20 protein-coding genes and 1 pseudogene are annotated in these 17,571 nt (G+C 71.5%); 8 read left to right on the top strand and 13 right to left on the bottom strand.

Going from position 1 to position 17,571, the window contains the following annotated elements; genetic code table 11:
* The first annotated feature begins 8 nt into the window (after positions 1-8).
* Together ACK4LS_RS06890 and ACK4LS_RS06885 are read left to right on the top strand one after the other, a co-directional pair.
* Positions 9-701, top strand: a complete 693-nt coding sequence (locus ACK4LS_RS06890; RefSeq protein ID WP_409715151.1) for a hypothetical protein — start codon at positions 9-11, stop codon at positions 699-701.
* Positions 702-717: 16 nt separating this feature from the next.
* Complete coding sequence (locus ACK4LS_RS06885; protein WP_409715148.1) at positions 718-1,098, top strand: VOC family protein; 381 nt, start codon at positions 718-720, stop codon at positions 1,096-1,098.
* Between the two features lie 64 nt (positions 1,099-1,162).
* Here the strand turns inward: ACK4LS_RS06885 and ACK4LS_RS06880 are convergent, their stop codons facing one another.
* From ACK4LS_RS06880 to ACK4LS_RS06865, 4 genes are all read right to left on the bottom strand, one after another.
* The gene (locus ACK4LS_RS06880) at positions 1,163-2,290 is read right to left on the bottom strand and encodes an ABC transporter permease (protein ID WP_409715145.1); all 1,128 of its coding nucleotides are present in this window, start codon (positions 2,288-2,290) and stop codon (positions 1,163-1,165) included.
* Positions 2,287-3,171, bottom strand: coding sequence for an ABC transporter ATP-binding protein (locus ACK4LS_RS06875; protein WP_409715142.1), 885 nt, complete (start codon positions 3,169-3,171; stop codon positions 2,287-2,289). The genes ACK4LS_RS06880 and ACK4LS_RS06875 overlap by 4 nt, the downstream gene beginning before the upstream one ends.
* Positions 3,172-3,342: 171 nt before the next feature.
* On the bottom strand, positions 3,343-3,969 hold the full coding sequence (locus ACK4LS_RS06870) for a response regulator (RefSeq protein WP_409715203.1): 627 nt from the start codon (positions 3,967-3,969) through the stop codon (positions 3,343-3,345).
* Positions 3,970-4,000: 31 nt separating this feature from the next.
* Positions 4,001-5,272, bottom strand: coding sequence for a sensor histidine kinase (locus ACK4LS_RS06865; protein ID WP_409715139.1), 1,272 nt, complete (start codon positions 5,270-5,272; stop codon positions 4,001-4,003).
* Positions 5,273-5,417: 145 nt separating this feature from the next.
* On the opposite strand from ACK4LS_RS06865, the gene ACK4LS_RS06860 reads away from it, so the two are divergent.
* On the top strand, positions 5,418-5,990 hold the full coding sequence (locus ACK4LS_RS06860; RefSeq protein ID WP_409715136.1) for an NADPH-dependent FMN reductase: 573 nt from the start codon (positions 5,418-5,420) through the stop codon (positions 5,988-5,990).
* A 143-nt stretch (positions 5,991-6,133) separates the two neighbouring features.
* Here the strand turns inward: ACK4LS_RS06860 and ACK4LS_RS06855 are convergent, their stop codons facing one another.
* The 3 genes from ACK4LS_RS06855 to ACK4LS_RS06845 form a co-directional block, all read right to left on the bottom strand.
* Positions 6,134-7,375 (bottom strand): RNA polymerase sigma factor, encoded by a 1,242-nt coding sequence (locus tag ACK4LS_RS06855; RefSeq protein WP_409715133.1) that lies wholly within the window; start codon positions 7,373-7,375, stop codon positions 6,134-6,136.
* Between the two features lie 11 nt (positions 7,376-7,386).
* Positions 7,387-7,812 carry a YciI family protein gene (locus ACK4LS_RS06850; protein WP_409715130.1) on the bottom strand — a complete coding sequence of 142 codons (426 nt, stop codon included), beginning with the start codon at positions 7,810-7,812 and terminating at the stop codon, positions 7,387-7,389.
* Between the two features lie 173 nt (positions 7,813-7,985).
* Positions 7,986-8,831: an exodeoxyribonuclease III gene (locus ACK4LS_RS06845; RefSeq protein ID WP_409715127.1), complete on the bottom strand. Its 846-nt coding sequence runs from the start codon at positions 8,829-8,831 to the stop codon at positions 7,986-7,988.
* An 83-nt stretch (positions 8,832-8,914) separates the two neighbouring features.
* Here ACK4LS_RS06845 and pyrE point away from each other — a divergent pair, with 83 nt between their 5' ends.
* Entirely contained in the window at positions 8,915-9,493 is a 579-nt protein-coding gene (gene pyrE, locus ACK4LS_RS06840; protein WP_409715124.1) for an orotate phosphoribosyltransferase, read from the top strand.
* Positions 9,494-10,024: 531 nt separating this feature from the next.
* On the opposite strand, the gene ACK4LS_RS06835 is transcribed toward pyrE, so the two are convergent.
* The 4 genes from ACK4LS_RS06835 to ACK4LS_RS06820 all read right to left on the bottom strand — a co-directional run bounded on the left by ACK4LS_RS06835 (position 10,025) and on the right by ACK4LS_RS06820 (position 11,981).
* Positions 10,025-10,174: a hypothetical protein gene (locus tag ACK4LS_RS06835; RefSeq protein WP_409715121.1), complete on the bottom strand. Its 150-nt coding sequence runs from the start codon at positions 10,172-10,174 to the stop codon at positions 10,025-10,027.
* Between the two features lie 92 nt (positions 10,175-10,266).
* Positions 10,267-10,839, bottom strand: coding sequence for a YdeI/OmpD-associated family protein (locus tag ACK4LS_RS06830; protein WP_409715118.1), 573 nt, complete (start codon positions 10,837-10,839; stop codon positions 10,267-10,269).
* 2 nt (positions 10,840-10,841) lie between these two features.
* A complete protein-coding gene (locus tag ACK4LS_RS06825) occupies positions 10,842-11,672 on the bottom strand; it encodes an HAD-IIA family hydrolase (RefSeq protein ID WP_409715115.1) in 831 nt (276 codons plus the stop codon).
* A 138-nt stretch (positions 11,673-11,810) separates the two neighbouring features.
* A complete protein-coding gene (locus ACK4LS_RS06820) occupies positions 11,811-11,981 on the bottom strand; it encodes a CsbD family protein (RefSeq protein ID WP_409715112.1) in 171 nt (56 codons plus the stop codon).
* A 191-nt stretch (positions 11,982-12,172) separates the two neighbouring features.
* Here ACK4LS_RS06820 and ACK4LS_RS06815 point away from each other — a divergent pair, with 191 nt between their 5' ends.
* Positions 12,173-13,120: an SDR family NAD(P)-dependent oxidoreductase gene (locus ACK4LS_RS06815; protein ID WP_409715109.1), complete on the top strand. Its 948-nt coding sequence runs from the start codon at positions 12,173-12,175 to the stop codon at positions 13,118-13,120.
* Between the two features lie 110 nt (positions 13,121-13,230).
* Here the strand turns inward: ACK4LS_RS06815 and ACK4LS_RS06810 are convergent, their stop codons facing one another.
* Together ACK4LS_RS06810 and ACK4LS_RS06805 are read right to left on the bottom strand one after the other, a co-directional pair.
* Positions 13,231-13,866: a metal-dependent transcriptional regulator gene (locus ACK4LS_RS06810; RefSeq protein WP_409715106.1), complete on the bottom strand. Its 636-nt coding sequence runs from the start codon at positions 13,864-13,866 to the stop codon at positions 13,231-13,233.
* Positions 13,867-13,875: 9 nt separating this feature from the next.
* Positions 13,876-15,201, bottom strand: coding sequence for an Nramp family divalent metal transporter (locus ACK4LS_RS06805; protein WP_409715103.1), 1,326 nt, complete (start codon positions 15,199-15,201; stop codon positions 13,876-13,878).
* A gap of 143 nt (positions 15,202-15,344) precedes the next feature.
* On the opposite strand from ACK4LS_RS06805, the gene ACK4LS_RS06800 reads away from it, so the two are divergent.
* From ACK4LS_RS06800 to ACK4LS_RS06790, 3 genes and pseudogenes are all read left to right on the top strand, one after another.
* Positions 15,345-15,977, top strand: coding sequence for an NAD(P)H-binding protein (locus ACK4LS_RS06800; RefSeq protein WP_409715100.1), 633 nt, complete (start codon positions 15,345-15,347; stop codon positions 15,975-15,977).
* Positions 15,974-17,188: a low temperature requirement protein A gene (locus ACK4LS_RS06795; RefSeq protein WP_409715097.1), complete on the top strand. Its 1,215-nt coding sequence runs from the start codon at positions 15,974-15,976 to the stop codon at positions 17,186-17,188. The genes ACK4LS_RS06800 and ACK4LS_RS06795 overlap by 4 nt, the downstream gene beginning before the upstream one ends.
* Positions 17,189-17,195: 7 nt before the next feature.
* Positions 17,196-17,333, top strand: a pseudogene (locus ACK4LS_RS06790) (TetR family transcriptional regulator); the annotation flags it as partial.
* Positions 17,334-17,571 lie beyond the last annotated feature (238 nt).

Below are 17,571 nucleotides of genomic sequence, written 5' to 3'. Positions count from 1 at the left end.
TCATCCGCATGGACGACGACGTCGAGCTCCGGCGCCTCCGCGAGCGCGTGTACGGCGTCGACGGTGCGAGTGCGTCGCCGGAGACGATCGCGCGCCTCGCCGAGCTCGAGCAGCGGGGCCGCGCGCGCGACGAGACCGCGGCATCCCTCCCCGAGCCGGGGGAGGACCCCGCGGCGCCCGGTGCGTCGAACACGGAGCACCCCGCCGACGAACGACCGGATGCCACCCCCCGGCGCTCGCGATCCGCGCTGCGGTGGGCGCTCGCCGCCGTCGGCGGGGTGGCGCTGGTCGGGATCGGCATCGCGGTCGGTGCGAACCTCCCGCTCGCGCCCGCGGCGGCGGATCCCGCGGCCGCGGCCTACCCCGAGCTGACCTTCCCGCAGACGGTCGAAGACGTGATCTCGGCCGACATCCTGCGCGACAGCGGCATCGGCGCGTCGAGCACGCGCTACATCGCCACCGTCAGCGACTTCCGCATCTATCTCGCGCAGCCCGACGACGGCGACGGGATCTGCATCGCCGCCTTCACCTCGTCCGACAACCGGCCGTGGTCGGTCGGGTGCGCGACGGGGGGCGCGGGACCCTCCGCCTTCGGTGTCGACGACGATCTCACGGTCGCGGTCGACGACCCGTCCTCCGCCAGCCTCAGCGGCATCCCCATCCGCCTGTCCGAGAGCGTCACGGCGTACGTGGCGCAGTGAACGAAGGAGAACGACGATGTTCCACCCCGACGGCGCCTACTCCGGCTTCGCGGTCGACGACCTCGAGGCCGCGCACCGGTTCTACGCCGACACCCTCGGTCTGCGGGTCGAGGTCCTCGCCGGCTCCGGCTTCCTGACCCTGCACCCGCGGTCGGGCGGCCGCGTGCTCGTCTACGGCAAGCCGCACCACGAACCGGCGTCGTTCACGGTGCTGAACTTCCCGGTCGCCGATGTCGAGGCGGCCGTCGACGACCTCCGCTCGCGCGGGGTCGAGACCAAGATCTACGCCGACGCGGACTTCCCCACCGACTCACGCGGCATCATGCGCGAGGGCGGCCCGCTCATCGCGTGGTTCCGCGACCCCGCCGGCAACGTCCTCGCCGTGCTGGAGGAGTGACCGAGCCGCGACGACGGCGACGGGTGGATGCCGAGACCCCGGCATCCACCCGTGCACCGACCGGTCAGCCGCGCAGCGCCTCCACCAGCTTGACGCGCGCCCCCATGCGCAGGAGGGAGTTGCGGTAGATGCGCGAGGCGACGCCGATCGCCAGCACGCACGAAGCGAGCAGCACGAGCAGCGACAGCACGGGCTCCCACCACTGCGCGTCGCCGAGGTACATGCGCAGCGGCATCCCGACCGGGGCCGAGAAGGGCACGTACGACATGATCGTCAGCACGACGGGGTTGTCGTTGAAGAAGATCACCAGGAAGTACGGCGCCATGATCAGCATGGTGATGGGGGTCGTCGTCGCGCCGATGTCCTCCTGACGCGACACCATCGCGGCCGCTGCGGCGAACAGAGCCGCCAGCAGCACGAAGCCGAAGAGGAAGAAGATCGCGAACCAGGCGATCGGAGCGCCCAGGGCGTCGAGAACCCCGGCCTGACCGGTCACGGCGAGACCGATCACGGCGACGGCCGCGAGCAGCACGATCTGGGCCATCGCCAGGATCGTGTTTCCGAGCACCTTGCCCGCGAGCAGGGCGCGCACGGGGATCGCCGAGATGAGGATCTCGACCACGCGCGTCTGCTTCTCCTCGACGACGCTCTGCGCGATGGTCCCCCCGAAGGTCGAGGCGGCGATGAGGAACACCAGGCCGAAGCCCAGAGCGATGAGGTAGCGCAGGGCGTCGGCTGCTCCCGCGCCCGGCTCGAGCATCTGCACCGGCGGGGTGTCGCTGAGCATCTGCAGCAGCGCCGACGGCACGCTGTCCTCCACCACGACGGTGTAGTCGAACGCGGCGTCCGACGAGCCCGAGACCAGAGCGGCATCCGCTGAGCCGTCCTCGACGAGCGCCCGCGCGGCGTCGTCGCTGTCGGCGACGGTGACCTCCAGTCCGTCGAGGCCCGACACGGCGCTCTGCGTCTGCGCGGTGACGGCGACCGGGATGCCACTGCCCGAGGCGTTGCCGGCGGCGAACCCGCCCCACAGCACCGAGGCGAGGGCCGCGACCACGAGGATCGCGGTGGAGATGACGAACGCCTTGCTGCGCAGCTTCGAGCCGATCTCGCGCTCGGCCACGAGCCAGATGCTCTGCGCCTCGCCCGGTGCGCGACGGGCGGCGGTGCGGGTGGGGGTCGACGTGCTCACTGGATGACCTCCTTGAAGATCTCGGCCAGGGTGGGCCGCTGGGGGGCGAAGCTCGCCACGTCGCCGCGCTCGACGGCGCCGCGCAGCACCCGCTGGGCGGTGTCGTCGTCGGCGGCGTCGAACAGTGCGTAGCCGCCGTCGAAGTCGAGCACGCGCACGCCCGGCTGGTCGCGCAGCCAGCCGGCGTCGCCTCTCGAAACCAGTTCGTAGCGGTGCGTGGCGTGCTGGGCGCGCAGCTCGTCGCGGCTGCCCACGGCGCGGATCGTGCCGGCGGCGATGATGACGAGGTCGTCGCACAGGCGCTCGACCACGTCGAGCTGGTGCGACGAGAACAGCACGGCGGCGCCGGCCGCGGCCTTCTCCTGCAGCACGCCCGCGACGACGTCGACGGCGAGGGGGTCGAGGCCCGAGAACGGCTCGTCGAGGATCAGGACGTCGGGCTCGTGCACGAGGGATGCCGCGATCTGGGCGCGCTGCTGGTTGCCGAGCGACAGCGTTTCGACGAGATCGCCGAGGCGCTCGCCGAGCCCCAGCCGCTCGAGCAGCGCGGTGGCTTTCGTGGTCGCCTCGGTCTTGCCGAACCCGTGGAGGCGGGCGAGGTAGGCGATGTGCTCGGCGACCTTCATCTTCGGGTACAGCCCGCGCTCCTCGGGCATGTAGCCGAACCGGCGTCGATCGGCCGTGGTCACGGGGGCACCGCTCAGCACGACCGACCCCGCGTCCTTGCCGAGCACGCCCAGCGCGATGCGCATCGTCGTGGTCTTGCCGGCGCCGTTGCCGCCGACGAACCCGGTCAGGCGCCCCGGGGCGACCGCGAAACCCACGTCGTCGAGCACGCGGCGTCCGCCGTAGCTCTTGGTGATGCCGTTCAGTTCGAGCACGATGCATCCCTTCTTCTCGTTGTGTCCCACGCTAGGGACGCCGATGCCGCGGCGCCTCCGCCGCGGGACGGTGATGAGGCTCCGCCGTGAGGGGGAGCAACACGGGCTCCTGAGCGTCAGGGTCCGCGCTCTGCGCGGAGGGGGCCCGCGCTCGTCGACGGGAGCGGGCGGTCAGGCGAGACCGTGACGGTGGGCGAGCACCACGGCCTGCACGCGGTCGCGCGCGCCGAGCTTCTGGAGCACGTTCGAGACGTGGGTCTTCACCGTCGCCTCGCCGATGTACAGCCGTGCGGCGATCTCGGCGTTGCTGAGTGCCTCGGCGACCAGCCGCAGAACTTCCGACTCGCGCTCCGTCAGCGGCTCCGACAGGGGAAGGGGCGGGGGAACGGATGCCGCAGGCACCGATGCCCCGGCGGTGAAGCGCTCGATCACGCGGCGGGTGACCTCGGGCGCGAGGAGCGCGTCGCCGGCGCCCACGATCCGCACGGCCGCGATCAGCTCCTCGGGCCCCGCGTTCTTCAGGAGGAAGCCGCTGGCACCGGCCGACAGTGCCGCGAAGAGGTAGTCGTCGCGGTCGAAGGTCGTGACGATGAGGATCGCGGCATCCGAGCCCGGGTCGGCGGTGAGCAGCCGCGTCGCCTCGAGGCCGTCCATGTCGGGCATCTGCACGTCCATGCAGATGACGTCGGGGTGCAGGCGCGCGGCGGCGGCGACGGCCTCCGTACCGGTCGACGCCTCTCCCACGACCGTGATGTCGTTCTCGAGAGACAGGATCGTGCGGAACCCGGCACGCATCATGGCGTGGTCGTCGACCAGCAGCACGCGAAGGTCAGGCACTGGCGACCTCCGCCGCGGCGAGCGGCACGCGCACGCGCACGAGATACCCGCCGCGGGAGCGCGGGCCGATCTCGATCGACCCGCCCGACACCGCCGCGCGCTCGCGCATGCCGAGCTGCCCCAGCCCGGTCGCCGACGAGCCGCGGCGCCCGGTGTTCGAGATCTCGAGCTCGACGGCATTCGGGTCGAACCGCAGACGCACATCGGCGGTGGCGCCGGGCCCCGCGTGCCGACGCGCGTTCGTCAGGGCTTCCTGGGCGATGCGGTACAGGTTGACCTGCACCAGCGGCGGCGGGTCGCACGCCGCCTCGCCCACGACGGTGAAGGTGGTCGGCAGGCCCGCCGCGTCGGCCTCGTCGACGAGCCCGCGGATCGAGCTCAGCCCGTGGGTGGTGGGGGCGGTGTCGGGGGCGGTGTCGGAACCCGGGGTGCGGAGCGTCTCGAGCAGCTGGCGCAGCTCGTGCAGGGAGGTGCGTGCGGACTCCTCGATGCCTCCGAGCACCTCGCGGGTCGCCTCGGGGTCGCGCGCGAGCAGCGATCGGGCCACCCCCGCCTGCACCCCCATGAGCGACACGTGGTGGGCGACGACGTCGTGCAGCTCGCGCGCGATGCGCACGCGGTCGAGGGCGACGGCCTGCGCCGCGGTCACCTCGCGCTCCGACTCGAGCTCGGCGGTGCGCTCCTCCAGGGCCGCGCGCTGGCGCATCTGCTGGTGGGAGCGGTCGCCGAAGTAATAGGCGCCGCCGAAGAACAGCGCGTTCACACCGATCATGAGCAGCTGGTACGCGACGAACGGCGAGAAGGCCCCGGCCCGGGAGAATGCGCCCTCGGCCGCGGGGTCGATGGGCTGGGTGGCGTCTTGGAACATCACCACGAACAGCCACGCGAACATGCCGACGATGATCGCGACGCGCACGATCGTGGCCCGTCGCCGGTTGTCGTCCCACGCGCCCACGGTGTACAGCGCGATGAACATCGCGATGTTGCCGGCGTAGATCTCGGGGATGCGGAACGTCACGGCGAAGAAGTAGGCCACCGACACGACGACCGCCGCCACCGCCGGCCACCGCCGGCGCACCGCGATGGGTAGGGCGAGCACGGCCACGTATCCGAGGGCGACCGCGAGGGAGCCCTGCTCGTCGCCGTAGATCCCCGACACCGACGACAGCACCGCGCTCAGCATCCCGCCCAGGAACAGCACGACCGCGAGCACGACGTCGTTGCGCTGCTGCGTGTGCGTGAGCCCTGGCATCCGGTGTGGCATCCCTCCACGGTAGGGCCGACCACCGACACCTGCATCCCCCGCGCGGCGGAGTCAAGAGGGCCGGGAATATCAGGCGTACGGGGATGCTTGCACGTGAATGAACCCGGGCGCTCGGCGCCCCCGTCGTCTGAGAAAGAGGATCACCGTGACCGACTACACGATCGGCTACATCGTCGGCAGCATCTCCAGCACCTCGATCAACCGCCGTCTGGCGAAGGCACTCGAGAAGGTCGCCCCCGAGGGCGTGACGCTGAAGGAGATCCCCATCAAGGACCTCCCCTTCTACTCGCCCGACCACGACGGGAACTTCCCCGAGGTCGCAACGGAGTTCAAGGAGGCGATCGAGGATGCCGACGGCGTCTTCATCGTGACCCCCGAGTACAGCCGCTCGATCCCGGGTGTGCTCAAGAACGCGCTCGACTGGTCGGCGCGCCCCTACGGTGAGGCGTCGTTCAACGACAAGCCCACCGCCGTCATCGGCACCTCGCAGGGCGGCATCGCCACCGCCGCCGGCCAGCAGCACCTGCGCAGCGTGCTCCTGCACTACAACGCCCTCGTCCTCGGCCAGCCCGAGGGCTACATCCAGTCGACCCCCGGCCTCTTCGAGGAGGACGGCACCGTGACCGACGAGGGCACCGCCGCGTTCCTGCGCTCGATCATCGAGGCGCTCGTGACGCTGATCGCGCGCACCGCCCCGGCAGAGGTCCCCGCGGCCTGAGTTCTGCACGGCGGGGCCGGGGTTCGCCCCGGCCCCGCCGTCGTTCGTCTGCGTGGTCGCCGTGGTGGGTGCGGCGAGAGCCGTGCGGCGCGGCGGACACGCACCGCCGTGCAGCACACGCCTCGAACGGTGCGCCCGAGATCTCAGCGCGACAGCGCGTCGGCCTTGCGCCGCAGCAGAGCCGCCTCGCGCTCGTTCCGGGTGAGGCCTGCCGCCCTGACCAGCTCCGACCGCGCCTCGCGCGTGCGCCCCAGCCGCGACAGCAGCTCCCCACGCACCGAGGGGATCAGGTGCGAGCCCGTGAGCACCCCGGCCGCCGCCAGCCCGTCGACGAGCTCGAGTCCCTCGAGAGGACCGGATGCCATCGACACGGCGATCGCGCGGTTGAGCTCGACGACGGGACTCGGCGCGACGCGGCCGAGCATCTCGTACAGCAGCACGATGCGGTCCCAGTCCGTCGCGTCGACGCTCGTCGCCTCTGCATGACACCGCGCGATGGCCGCCTGCAGCTGGTAGGGGCCTCGTCCCCGACCGAGGGCGTCGGCGCGGTCGAGCAGCGCGGCACCACGGGCGATCGCCGAGCGGTCCCACCGGCGACGGTCCTGGTCGGCGAGGAGCACGGCATCCCCGCTCGCGTCCACGCGCGCGGCGAATCGGGAGGCCTGCAGCTCCATGAGCGCCGAGAGACCCAGCGCCTCGGGTTCGCGGGGCAGCAGACGGTTCAGCACGCGGCCCAGGCGCACCGCTTCGTGCGCCAGTTCGGTGCGCAGCACGGCGTCGCCGGCGCTCGCGGCGTATCCCTCGGTGAAGACGAGGTAGATCACGCTGAGCACCGCGCCGAGGCGCGCCGGCCACTGCGCCGGATCGGGCACCGCGAAGGGCACGTGCGCCGCGGACAGGGCTTTCTTCGCGCGCACGATCCGCTGCTGCATCGTCGGCACGGGCACGAGGAACAGCCGCGCGATCGCGTCGGTGTCGAGACCCGCGACCACCTTCAGGGTCAGCGCCACCTGCGCTTCGCGGGCGAGGACGGGATGACACGCCGCGAACACCAACCTCAGCACGTCGTCGTCGATCGGTTGCCACTCGGCATCCGTGATCTCGTCGAGATCCGCGCCGATCAGTCGGTACTTCTCCCCGAGACTCCGTGCGCGGCGCCAGCCGTCGATCGCCCGCCGCTTCGCGACCGCCGTCAGCCAGGCGCCGGGATTGCGGGGGACGCCCTCGCGCGGCCAGTGCACGAGTGCCTCGGCGACGGCATCCTGAGCCAGGTCCTCCGCGGTCTCGAGGTCGCCCACCACGCGCGCGAGCGTCGCGACGATCCGGGCTCCTTCGATGCGCCAGATCGCCGCGACGCGGCGCGACAGGTCGGGGTCGGTGCTCACCCGCTCGCGGGTCAGCGGGAGGACTGCTCCTCGCGCCAGCCCTCCTCCTTCTGGATGTACCCGTTGTCGGCGAACGCGGCGAAGTCCGTCTCGTCGGTCACGCGACGCACCTCGAGCGTGTTGCCGGCGATGAGCGGGGCACGCCGCGCCCACTCGACGGCCTCGTCACGGGTGGACACCTCGATGATCCAGAAGCCGTTGAACAGCTCGTGCGTCTCGCCGTAGGGGCCGTCGGTGACGACCGGCTCCTCCCCGCCGAACTCGACGACGAAGTTCTGGCTCATGTCTTCGGCCAGGCCGTCGCCGGCGACGAGCACGCCCGCGGTCATCATCGCCTCGTTGTAGGCGCCCATCTCGTTGATGACCTGCTCGAACGGAATCTCTTTGTACGCCGCGTACGCCTCGTCGGTGCCGCGCATGATCAGCATGTACTTCATCGTGAACTCTTCTCGTGGGTGCTCTCTCGAGCGATCGGAGGGGAGCGAATGCCTTCCCCTACTATCGCGTCGAACGGCGCCCGGCGGAATCGACAGGGCGCTGAGAAAACTTCGGATGCCGTGCTGTCGCGGACGCGCACAGGGGGGCGCTGCGGGATGCCCGTTGTGCGGCGTCAGCCGAAGATCATCGGCAGATCGTCATCGTCGTCTGCGCCCGACAGGTCGAGGTCGGCGACCACGGGGACGTGGTCGCTGGGCACCTCGCCCTTGCGCTCGTTGCGGTGGATCTCGGCGCCGTGCACGGCGTCGGCGAAGGCGCGCGAGCCGAGGATGAAGTCGATGCGCAGGCCCTCGTTGCGGGGGAAGCGCAGCTGCTTGTAGTCCCAGTAGGTGTAGCCCGTGGGGATCAACGGGCGCACCACGTCGGTCAGCCCCGCCGTCTCGAACGCCCGGAACGCCGCGCGCTCGGGCGGGGAGACGTGGGTGGTGGCACCCTCGACCACCGTCGGGTCGCCGTTGTCGTCGTCGGTGGGTGCGATGTTGAAGTCTCCGGTGAGCGCGAGGGGGAGGTCGGAGTCTTTCGCGAGGGTGTCAGCGGCGTACTGGCGCAGCTTGTCGAGCCAGTCGAGCTTGTAGGCGTAGTGCGGGTCGTCGAGGCCGCGGCCGTTGGGCACGTAGAGGCTCCAGACGCGCACGCCGTTCACGGTCGCACCGATGGCGCGGGCCTCCTGCGGGAGGTCGGGTCCCTCCTTGCCCTTCTCGAAGCCGGGCATCCCGGGGAAGCCGATCTCGACGTCTTCGAGCGGCTCGCGGCTCGCGATCGCGACGCCGTTCCACTGGTTCAGCCCGTGCGCGGCGACGTGGTAGCCGGCTTCCTCGAAGGCGGCGTACGGGAACTGCTCCGTCTTGCACTTGATCTCCTGCATCGCCAGCACGTCGATGTGCTCGCGCACGCAGAACTCGACGGTGCGGGTGACGCGGGCGCGGATGGAGTTGACGTTCCAGGTGGCCAGGCGCATGGCATCCAGCCTACTTTCGCGCGCCGACATCCCCGCGCGGAGCCGACCGGGCGTGATCCGCACGGCGCACTAAACTCGACGGCGTGACCGCCGCCTCCACTCCCGAGCTCGAAGCCGACCGCCAGGCCCTCATCCGCCTCATCGCCGACGAGGCGGTGTTCCACGGCGACTTCACCCTCTCGAGCGGCAAGAAGGCGACGTACTACGTCGACATGCGCAAGCTCACGCTCGACCACCGCGCCGCGCCGGCGATCGGTCGCCTCGTGCTCGACCTGGTGAAGGACCTCGACGGCGTGGTCGCCGTCGGCGGACTGACGCTGGGGGCCGACCCGATCGCGAACGCCGTCATGCACGAGTCGGTGCACGCGGGCCGCCCGCTCGACGCCTTCGTGGTGCGCAAGGAGCCCAAGGACCACGGCCGCGGCCGCCAGATCGAGGGCGCCGACATCGCCGGCAAGCGCGTCGTCGTGGTGGAAGACACCTCGACCACGGGGCAGTCGGCCCTGAAGGCCGTCGAGGCGCTTCTACGCGAGGGCGCCGAGGTCGTCGCCGTCGCCGTCATCGTCGACCGCAAGACCGGTGCGCAGGCCGCCGTCGAGGCCGAGGGCCTGCAGTGGCTGGCATCCATCGACCTCGACGACCTGGGGTTGCAGCCGCAGTAAGCCGGTCGCGGCGGGCGGGATGCCGGCCGGGCGCCCGCGCGAGAACAGGACATCCGGCGAGAACAGGTCGCCCCGCCGCGGAGCCGTCCTGTTCTGGCGTGATCTCCTGTTCTGGAGTGGCCGCGTTTCGGAGCGCTGCGTTTCGGCGGCGGCGGTGGCGGGCGGGATGCCGGCCGGGCGCCCGCACGAGAACAGGACGTTCGGCGAGAACAGGTCGCCCCGCCGCGGAGCCGTCCTGTTCTGGCGTGATCTCCTGTTCTGGAGTGGCCGCGTTTCGGAGCGCTGCGTTTCGGCGTCGGCGGCGGCGGGCGGGATGCCGGCCGGGCGCCCGCACGAGAACAGGACATCCGGCGAGAACAGGTCGCCCCGCCGCGGAGCCGTCCTGTTCTGGCGTGATCTCCTGTTCTGGAGTGGCCGCGCGCGCCGGTCACGCGATCGGGTCGACCGCGCCCCGACCCGCGAACAGCACCGCGTCGGCGGTGGCGGTGCGATCCCGGATGCCGCGTGCGTCACGCCCGCGGCGGCGAGGCCTCAGCGCGCGTCGTCTTCCGGCCCCGGGCCGTCGAACGGATCGCGGCGGCCGCCGCCGCGCTTCGAGCGCCGCCACTGCACGAGGAACGCGACGAGCGTGCCGGCGGTGATGAAGAAGGCGGTGATCAGCCAGAGGGTGCGGTCGTCCATGCGCCCATCCTCCCCGATGTCGTGGGATGCCGAGCCGGATGGCCTCGCCTGGCGACCGGGCTGTGAGTCGCGGTATCGGCGCGCGGCGTCGCTCAGGGTCTGCGGTTCTCCGCGGCGTCGGAGACGATCTTCGCGATGCGCCTCGCACGGGTCTCGGGGCGCACGGCGGTCGCGATCTGCGTGAGCCCGAACTTCCGGCTGGACGGGGGGAATGCGTCCCAATTCGCACGCGCGGAGGGAACCGCGTCGAGGGCGGACGCGAGATCCGACGGTTCGACCCCCGCTTCCGGACCGTCGAGCATCGCCCACGACCCGTTGGCCCGGGCGACATCGAGCGCGAGCCGGCCGGCCGGGCGCAAGCGCCCGGCCGCCTCGAGACGAGCGATGCGGGCTTTGTTCGTCGCCGCCCAGCCGCTCGTGGCGCGGCGCGGAGCGAACCACAGGCCCGAGCTCGGCTCGTCGAAGATGCGCACGGGTCCGTCGATCCATCCGAAGCAGAGCGCTTCGCACACCGCGTCTTCGTAGTCGACGTAACGGCCCGCGTCGGTGCCGCGGCCGCGCACGAGCCACGCCCCCTTCGACACGGTGTGGTTCTGCTCGAGCCACGCACTCCAGGCGGCGACATCGACCGCCGCCACCTTCTCGCCGTCGTCGAGCGCACCCACCGTCAGAGCCCCGCGTCGAGCCCGTCTTCGCCGTCGGCCAGCTCGGTCTCGATCGGCTCGTCGCGCACGAGCTCGGCCACCGAACCGAGGATCTCATCGGGACGGAAGGGGTAGCGCTCCATCTCGCGCTGGTCGCTGATGCCCGTCATGACGAGCACGGTGTGCAGTCCCGCTTCGATGCCGGCGACGATGTCGGTGTCCATGCGATCGCCGATCATGCCGGTGTTCTCGCTGTGGGCGCCGATGCGGTTCAGGGCCGAGCGGAACATCATCGGGTTGGGCTTGCCGACGATGTACGGCTCTTTGCCGGTGGCCTTGGTGATGAGGGCTGCGATCGCACCCGTGGCGGGGAGGACCCCCTCGGTCGAGGGGCCCGTGGCATCCGGATTGGTGGCGATGAACCGCGCACCGCCGCGGATGAAGCGGATGGCCTTGGTGATCGCCTCGAAGGAGTAGTTGCGGGTCTCGCCCACCACGACGTAGTCGGGGGTGGTCTCGGTCATGATGAACCCCGCCTCGTGGAGGGCCGTCGTGAGACCGGCCTCACCGATGACGAACGCCGATCCACCCGGCATCTGCGACTTCAGGAAGTCTGCGGTGGCCAGCGCCGAGGTCCAGATCGACGACTCCGGGACGTCGAGGCCCGATGCCCGCAGGCGCGCGCTGAGGTCGCGCGGCGTGAAGATCGAGTTGTTCGTCAGCACGAGGAACGGTGTTCCCTCGGAGCGCCACTGCGCGAGCAGCTCGGAGGCGCCCGCGATCGGCGTGTTCTCGTGGACGAGGACGCCGTCCATGTCGGTGAGCCAGCATTCGATGTCACCCCGGGTGCGCATGGCCCCAGCCTAGCCCCGGCCTCCGACACCGCCCAGGTGGGTTGTCCGTCGCGGCGATCGCGCTGTCACCCCGCCGGCACCGCGGGGGGGCGGCCCCGCCCCGCGGGTCGTGGCCCGCCCGTCCGCCGTGGCGATGCCTTACTTGAAGGAGTCCTTCACGTTCTCGCCGGCCTTCTTGGCGTCGGCCTTGACCTGGTCGGCCTTGCCCTCCGCGGCGAGCTTGTCGTTGTCGGTCGCGTTGCCGATCGCTTCCTTCGCCTTGCCCGCGATGTCCTGAGCGGCGTCCTTGATCTTGTCGTCCAGACCCATGATGTGACTCCTTCTCGGTGTGACGGCGTCGGCGGCGAAGCGGTTTCGTCGCGACGGAGCGGGTGCTCAGAAAGGAGACGGACTCCGCAACGGATTCGTCACGCGGCGATCGGAAAAAGTTCTCCGGGCGCGGTATGCCCGTAACGGAATGAACCCGTGACGCCGGCCCGCGATCTCGTTAGGGTCGAAGGGTGACGCGCAGCGAGTGGGACCCCGAGAACCTCCCCGACCTCTCCGGGCGCTCCTATCTCGTCACCGGGGCGACCCGCGGCCTGGGCTATTTCGCGTGCGAGCAGCTCGCCGCCGCCGGTGCCCACGTGCTCCTGACCGGGCGCAACCCCCACAAGCTCGCGGCGGCGAAGGCGGCCGTGAAACGGTCCAACCCGGATGCCGCGATCGAGACGCTCCTGCTCGACACGAGCAACATGGGCTCGGTGCGGGCGGCCGCAGCCACCGCTCGCGCCCGCGGCCGCCTCGACGGACTGCTGCTGAACGCCGGGGTCGTGCACCCGCCGAAGCAACGCGAGACCGTCGGCGGCCACGAGCTCGTCTTCGCCACGAACGTGCTCGGGCATTTCGCGCTCGCCGGGGAGCTGTTGAAGCCCCTGTCGGCGGCGCGCGGTCGCATGGTCTGGGTGGGCAGCATGTCCACCTCGATCTGGCGGCACGTGCCCACCGACCCCGAGCTGCGCGAGGGCTACACGCCGTGGAAGGCCTACGTGCAGTCCAAGGCCGCGACGACCGCCCTCGCCCTCGAGGCCGAGAAGCTGTTGCGCGCCCACGGGGTGCCGGTCGAGAGCCTGGTCGCGCACCCCGGCTACTCCACGAGTGGACGCACCCGCGGCGTGCGCGGGGTCAACGAGCCCAGCCGTCTCACGCGCTTCCTCGACAACCTGCAAGCGCCGATCACGCAGTCCAAGGAGCAGGGAGCCTGGGCCCTCGTGCGGGCGCTCGTCGACCCCTCCGCTCAGGGCGGCTCGATGTACGGTCCGGCGCTCGTCGCGCGGGGCGCCCCGCGCCTCGCGACCCCCGCACGCCGCACGCGCGGGGGAGAGCTCGGCGCAGAACTGTGGCGCGCGTGCGAGACGGCGACGCACGTGAAGTGGCCGTTCGAGCGCGCACGGCGCGCGGCATCCTGATCCCGCGCAGTGATCCTCGTGCGGGTTCGCGCGCGAGCCGCACGCGCGACCGGACGCGCTGACCGCAGGGAACGGCCGCGGCCAGCGGTGCCGGCGAGCTCGCGTCCGCGTCAGCGCGTGAGCCAGACGGAGCTGCCCGCCCCGGGCGGCAGCGACACCTCGACGCCGTCGGCGCGCACGGTGCCGTCGGAGACGACCTCGAGCTCGTGGCCGACGTCGATACGGCGTTCGACGAGCGCGCGCAGCAGCTCGGGGTCGCGGTCGCTCACGCGCAAGACCCGGCCGGCATGGCCGGTGGGGGCCTCGGCGAGCAGGACGAACGGCTCGCGGTGCACCGCTCCCTCGGCATCCGGGATCGCGTCTCCGTGCGGATCGAAACGCGGACGACCCAGGCGCTCGTCGATGCCCTCGAGCAGTCGGTCGCTGAGGGCGTGCTCGAGCACGTCGGCCTCGTCGTGCACCTCGTCCCACGCGTAGGAGTACTCGCGAACGAGCCACGTCTCGATGAGGCGGTGACGCCGGATCACCCCGGCGGCCCTGCGCTGACCGGTGGCGGTGAGTGACACCGGCCCGTAGGGCCTGTGCGTCACGAGACCCTGGGCGGCGAGCTTCTTCACCATCTCGGTCACGCTCGACGGGGCGAGGCCCAACACGCCCGCGAGCTGCGAGGGCGTGATCGGGGTGTCCTGCCACTCGGTGTGGTGGTAGATCGCCTTGAGATAGTCGTCTGCCACGGGCGATTCCACGCCGTCAGCCTATCCGCCGGTGAAGACCAGCCACAGGAGCGCGACGTTGAGGGTGATGAGGAACACGGATGCCAGCACCCCGGCGACCGTGGTCGCGCGGCGGTTGCGGTGGCGACCGAGCACGTCGGTGCGCGCGGTGAGCGCCACGAGCGGGACGAGCGCGAAGGGGATGCCGAACGACAACACCACCTGGCTCAGCACGAGCGCGAGGGTGGGATCGACGCCGAGGGCGAGGATGACGAGCGCGGGAACGAGGGTGACCAGGCGCCGCACGACCAGCGGGATGCGGGCGCGCAGCAGCCCGTGCATGATCTCGGCACCGGCGTAGGCGCCGACCGAGGTCGAGGCGAGACCGCTGGCCAGGAGCCCGACGGCGAACAGTGTCGCCACGAGCGGCCCGAGACCGTCGCGGAGCGCGGCGTAGGCCCCTTCGAGGCTGTCGGTGCCGTCGACCCCGGCGAGGTTCGCGGCGGCCAGCAGCAGGATGGCGAGGTTCACCGTGCCGGCCACCGCCAGGGCGATCGTGACGTCCCAGCGGGTCGCGCGCAGGAGCCGCGGGGTCGAGATGCCGCGGGCCCGCTCGAGGTCGGCGCGGGCGTCGGCGGCGGAGGCCGGGGCGGCGGGGGCTGCGGCCGCCTCGACACCCGACGGGCTCGGCGGCGCGAACCGGTCGCGCGCGAGAGCCGAGTGCGCGTAGATCGCGTGCGGCATGATGGTCGCGCCGAGGATCGAGGCGGCGAGCAGCACGGAGTTCGTGCCCTCGAAACGCGGGACGAGCCCCTCGACGACCCCCGCGGGGTCGGGCGGGGCGAAGAAGAGGCCGAACGAGAACCCCACCGCGATGACGACGAGCAGACCGATCAGCACGGTCTCGAACGCGCGCGTCCCACGACGGGTCTGCACGAGCAGCAGTCCCATCGACACGAGACCGGTGATCGCGCCGCCCCACACCAGCGGGATGCCGAACAGCAGGTGAAGCGCCACGGCCCCGCCGATGACCTCGGCGACATCGGTGGCCATCGCGACCAACTCGGCTTGCACCCAGTACGCCCGCCGGGCCCAGGGGCGGTGCAGGCGTCGGCCCAGGATCTGGGGGAGGCTCTCGCCGGTGACGATGCCGAGCTTGGCCGAGAGGTACTGGATGAGCCAGGCCATGACGTTGCCGAGCACGACGACCCACACCAGCAGATAGCCGAAGGCGGCGCCCGCCGTCATGTTGCTCGCGACGTTGCCCGGATCGAGGTACGCCACCCCGGCGACCATCGCGGGGCCCAGCAGCCACAGCGCGCGGCCGGACGCGTGGCGGGGGTCCGCGGCATCCACTGTTTTCGGCATGCCGAAACCCTAGCGTCTTTTCGGTCGGCCGAAAAATAGCACGGAAACATCACCCGGCGTCTGCCCGCGCCGCTCCGTAACAGGTTGATACTCTCTTCGCGCCCCCCGCGAACAGTGCCGCTCAGCGGCGAAGGGGAGGACCAGTGAGACCACGCGCTCTTCTGATCGGAGCGACCGGACCGATGGGTCGGGCCGTTCTCGCCCGCGCCGGCGAGAGCGGGGTCGACGTGCGCGCTTTCGCTCGACGGCCCGAGACCCTCGCGGGGGTGGCCGAAGATGTCGTCGGCGGCGACGTGCAGCAGGTGGAGACGATCGCCTCGGCGCTCAGCGGGATCGACACCGTCGTCAGCGTGCTCGGTTCGCGTCCGCGCTCTTCGAGCCCGCACCTGCTCGAGGACGGGACCCGGAACATCGTCGCCGCGATGACGACGCGGGGGCTGCGTCGCCTGCTCTGCGTGACGGGGATGGGAGCGGGCGACAGTCGCGGTCACGGGCCGTGGTGGTACGACGCTCTCGTGCGGCCCACGATCCTGCGTTCCGTCTACGCCGACAAGGAGCGTCAGGAGGAGGTGGTGAGGCGGTCGGGTCTGGAATGGACGATCGTCCGCCCCGCCGTCCTCGCCGAGTCCCGGGCCGACCGGGTGGTGAGGGCGGAGGTCGCGCTCGCTCCCGGCGAGAAGATGCGGTCGCTCACGCGCGACGACGTCGCGCGCTTCCTGCTCACCGAAGTCCGTCGTCCCGCTCACGTCGGGCAGACCGTTCACCTCTTCACGTGAGCGGGCTCTCCACGCACGGGGTCGACCGGGTCGCGCCCCCGTGGCGGCGGCTCGGCATCCGCGCGCTTCGACCGAGGGATGCCGCCGAGCCGCACCGCACGGCCAGTGAACTCGAGCTCCTGTTCGACCTCGTCTTCGTCGTGGCCGTGTCGTTCGCGGCATCCACCCTCCACGAGCTCGAACAGGAGGGCCTGTTCGGGCAGGGGGTGATCAGCTACCTCCTGGTGTTCGCCGCGATCTGGTGGGCATGGATGACGTTCACGTGGTTCGGGACCTCCTTCGACACCGACGACTGGCTGTATCGCGTGGCGACGTTCGCGCAGATGGGCGGCGCCCTGGTGATCGCCGCGGGGGTCGTGCCCGCGATGACGACGGGCGAGGTCACCCTTCTCGTGGGCGGGTACTCTCTGATGCGACTCGTGGCGATCCCCCAGTGGGTGCGGGTCGCGATCGCGAATCCGTCGTATCGGGCCACCGCCGTGCGCTACGCCGCCGGCGTCGCGATCGTCCAGGTCTGTTGGCTCTCGCTGCTCGCGGTCGATGCGTCGGCCCTCGGCCTGTGGGTGCTCCTCCCGGTGATCTGCCTCGAGATGCTCGTGCCGCCGTTCGCCGAACGAACGCGCCCGACCCCTTGGCATCCCCACCACATCGCGGAGCGATTCGGGCTCTTCACCCTCATCCTTCTGGGCGAGTCGATCCTGGCGTCGGCGAAGGCCGTCATCGCCGGTCTCGAAAGCACCGCGCATCTCGGCGACCTGGTCGTCGTGGCGGTGTCGGGGCTGATGGTCGTGGGGGCCATGTGGTGGGTCTACTTCGCCTGCCCCGCGTCGGCGCGCCTCACCGGCGGCCTCGGGCGGGCCATGGTGTTCGGGTACTTCCACTACGTGATCTTCGCGGCGGCGGGAGCGGTGTCGGCCGGTATCGAGGTCGCGGTCGCCGCCCTCGGGCACGGTGCCGATGGTGATCCGGTGGAGTGGCGTGCAACCCTCGCGGGCCCCGTGGCACTGTTCTTCCTCAGCGTCTGGTGGTTGGCGCTGCGCCCGGCTCTCCGCCGGCGGGCGAACACGCTGGTCGTGGCGCTGTGCGCGATCATGGGAGCGAGCGTGCTCTCGCCCGGGTCGGTCATCGTGCTGGCCCTGTGCGCGGTCGCGATCGTCGTCGTCGTCGAGACGGGGAGGGCGGCGCCGCCGATACGGGACCTCGGGAAGTGAGTCCGACATGGAAGACCCGCGCGTGCGGCGCACACGGGAGCGAGTCATCGCCGCCGTCCACCGGATGCTCGCCGAGGGGGCGGGCCAGCCGCTGACGGTCTCTCGCATCGCCGACGCGGCGGGTGTCGCCCGCAAGACCGTGTACGCCCACTGGCCGACCGTCCCGGCGGTCGTGGCCGACGTGCTGCTCGCGGCTCACGAGGCGGTGGCCGACACGGATCCCGACGTTCCCGCCGATCCGGTTGCGGCCGCGGGGGCGTTCCTGCGGTCGGTGCGGGACTCCTTCGACGACCCCGGCATTCGAGCCGCCATCGCCGTGCTCATCGCCGGCGCTGCCACCGACCGGTCGGCGGCGGAGGCGTTGCGCACCGTCACCGCGCACA

The organism is Microbacterium sp. (assembly GCF_046295495.1).
Classification (GTDB): domain Bacteria; phylum Actinomycetota; class Actinomycetes; order Actinomycetales; family Microbacteriaceae; genus Microbacterium.
The sequence above is the reverse complement of the archived record's forward strand: the minus strand, read 5'-3'. Positions and strand labels throughout refer to the sequence as shown.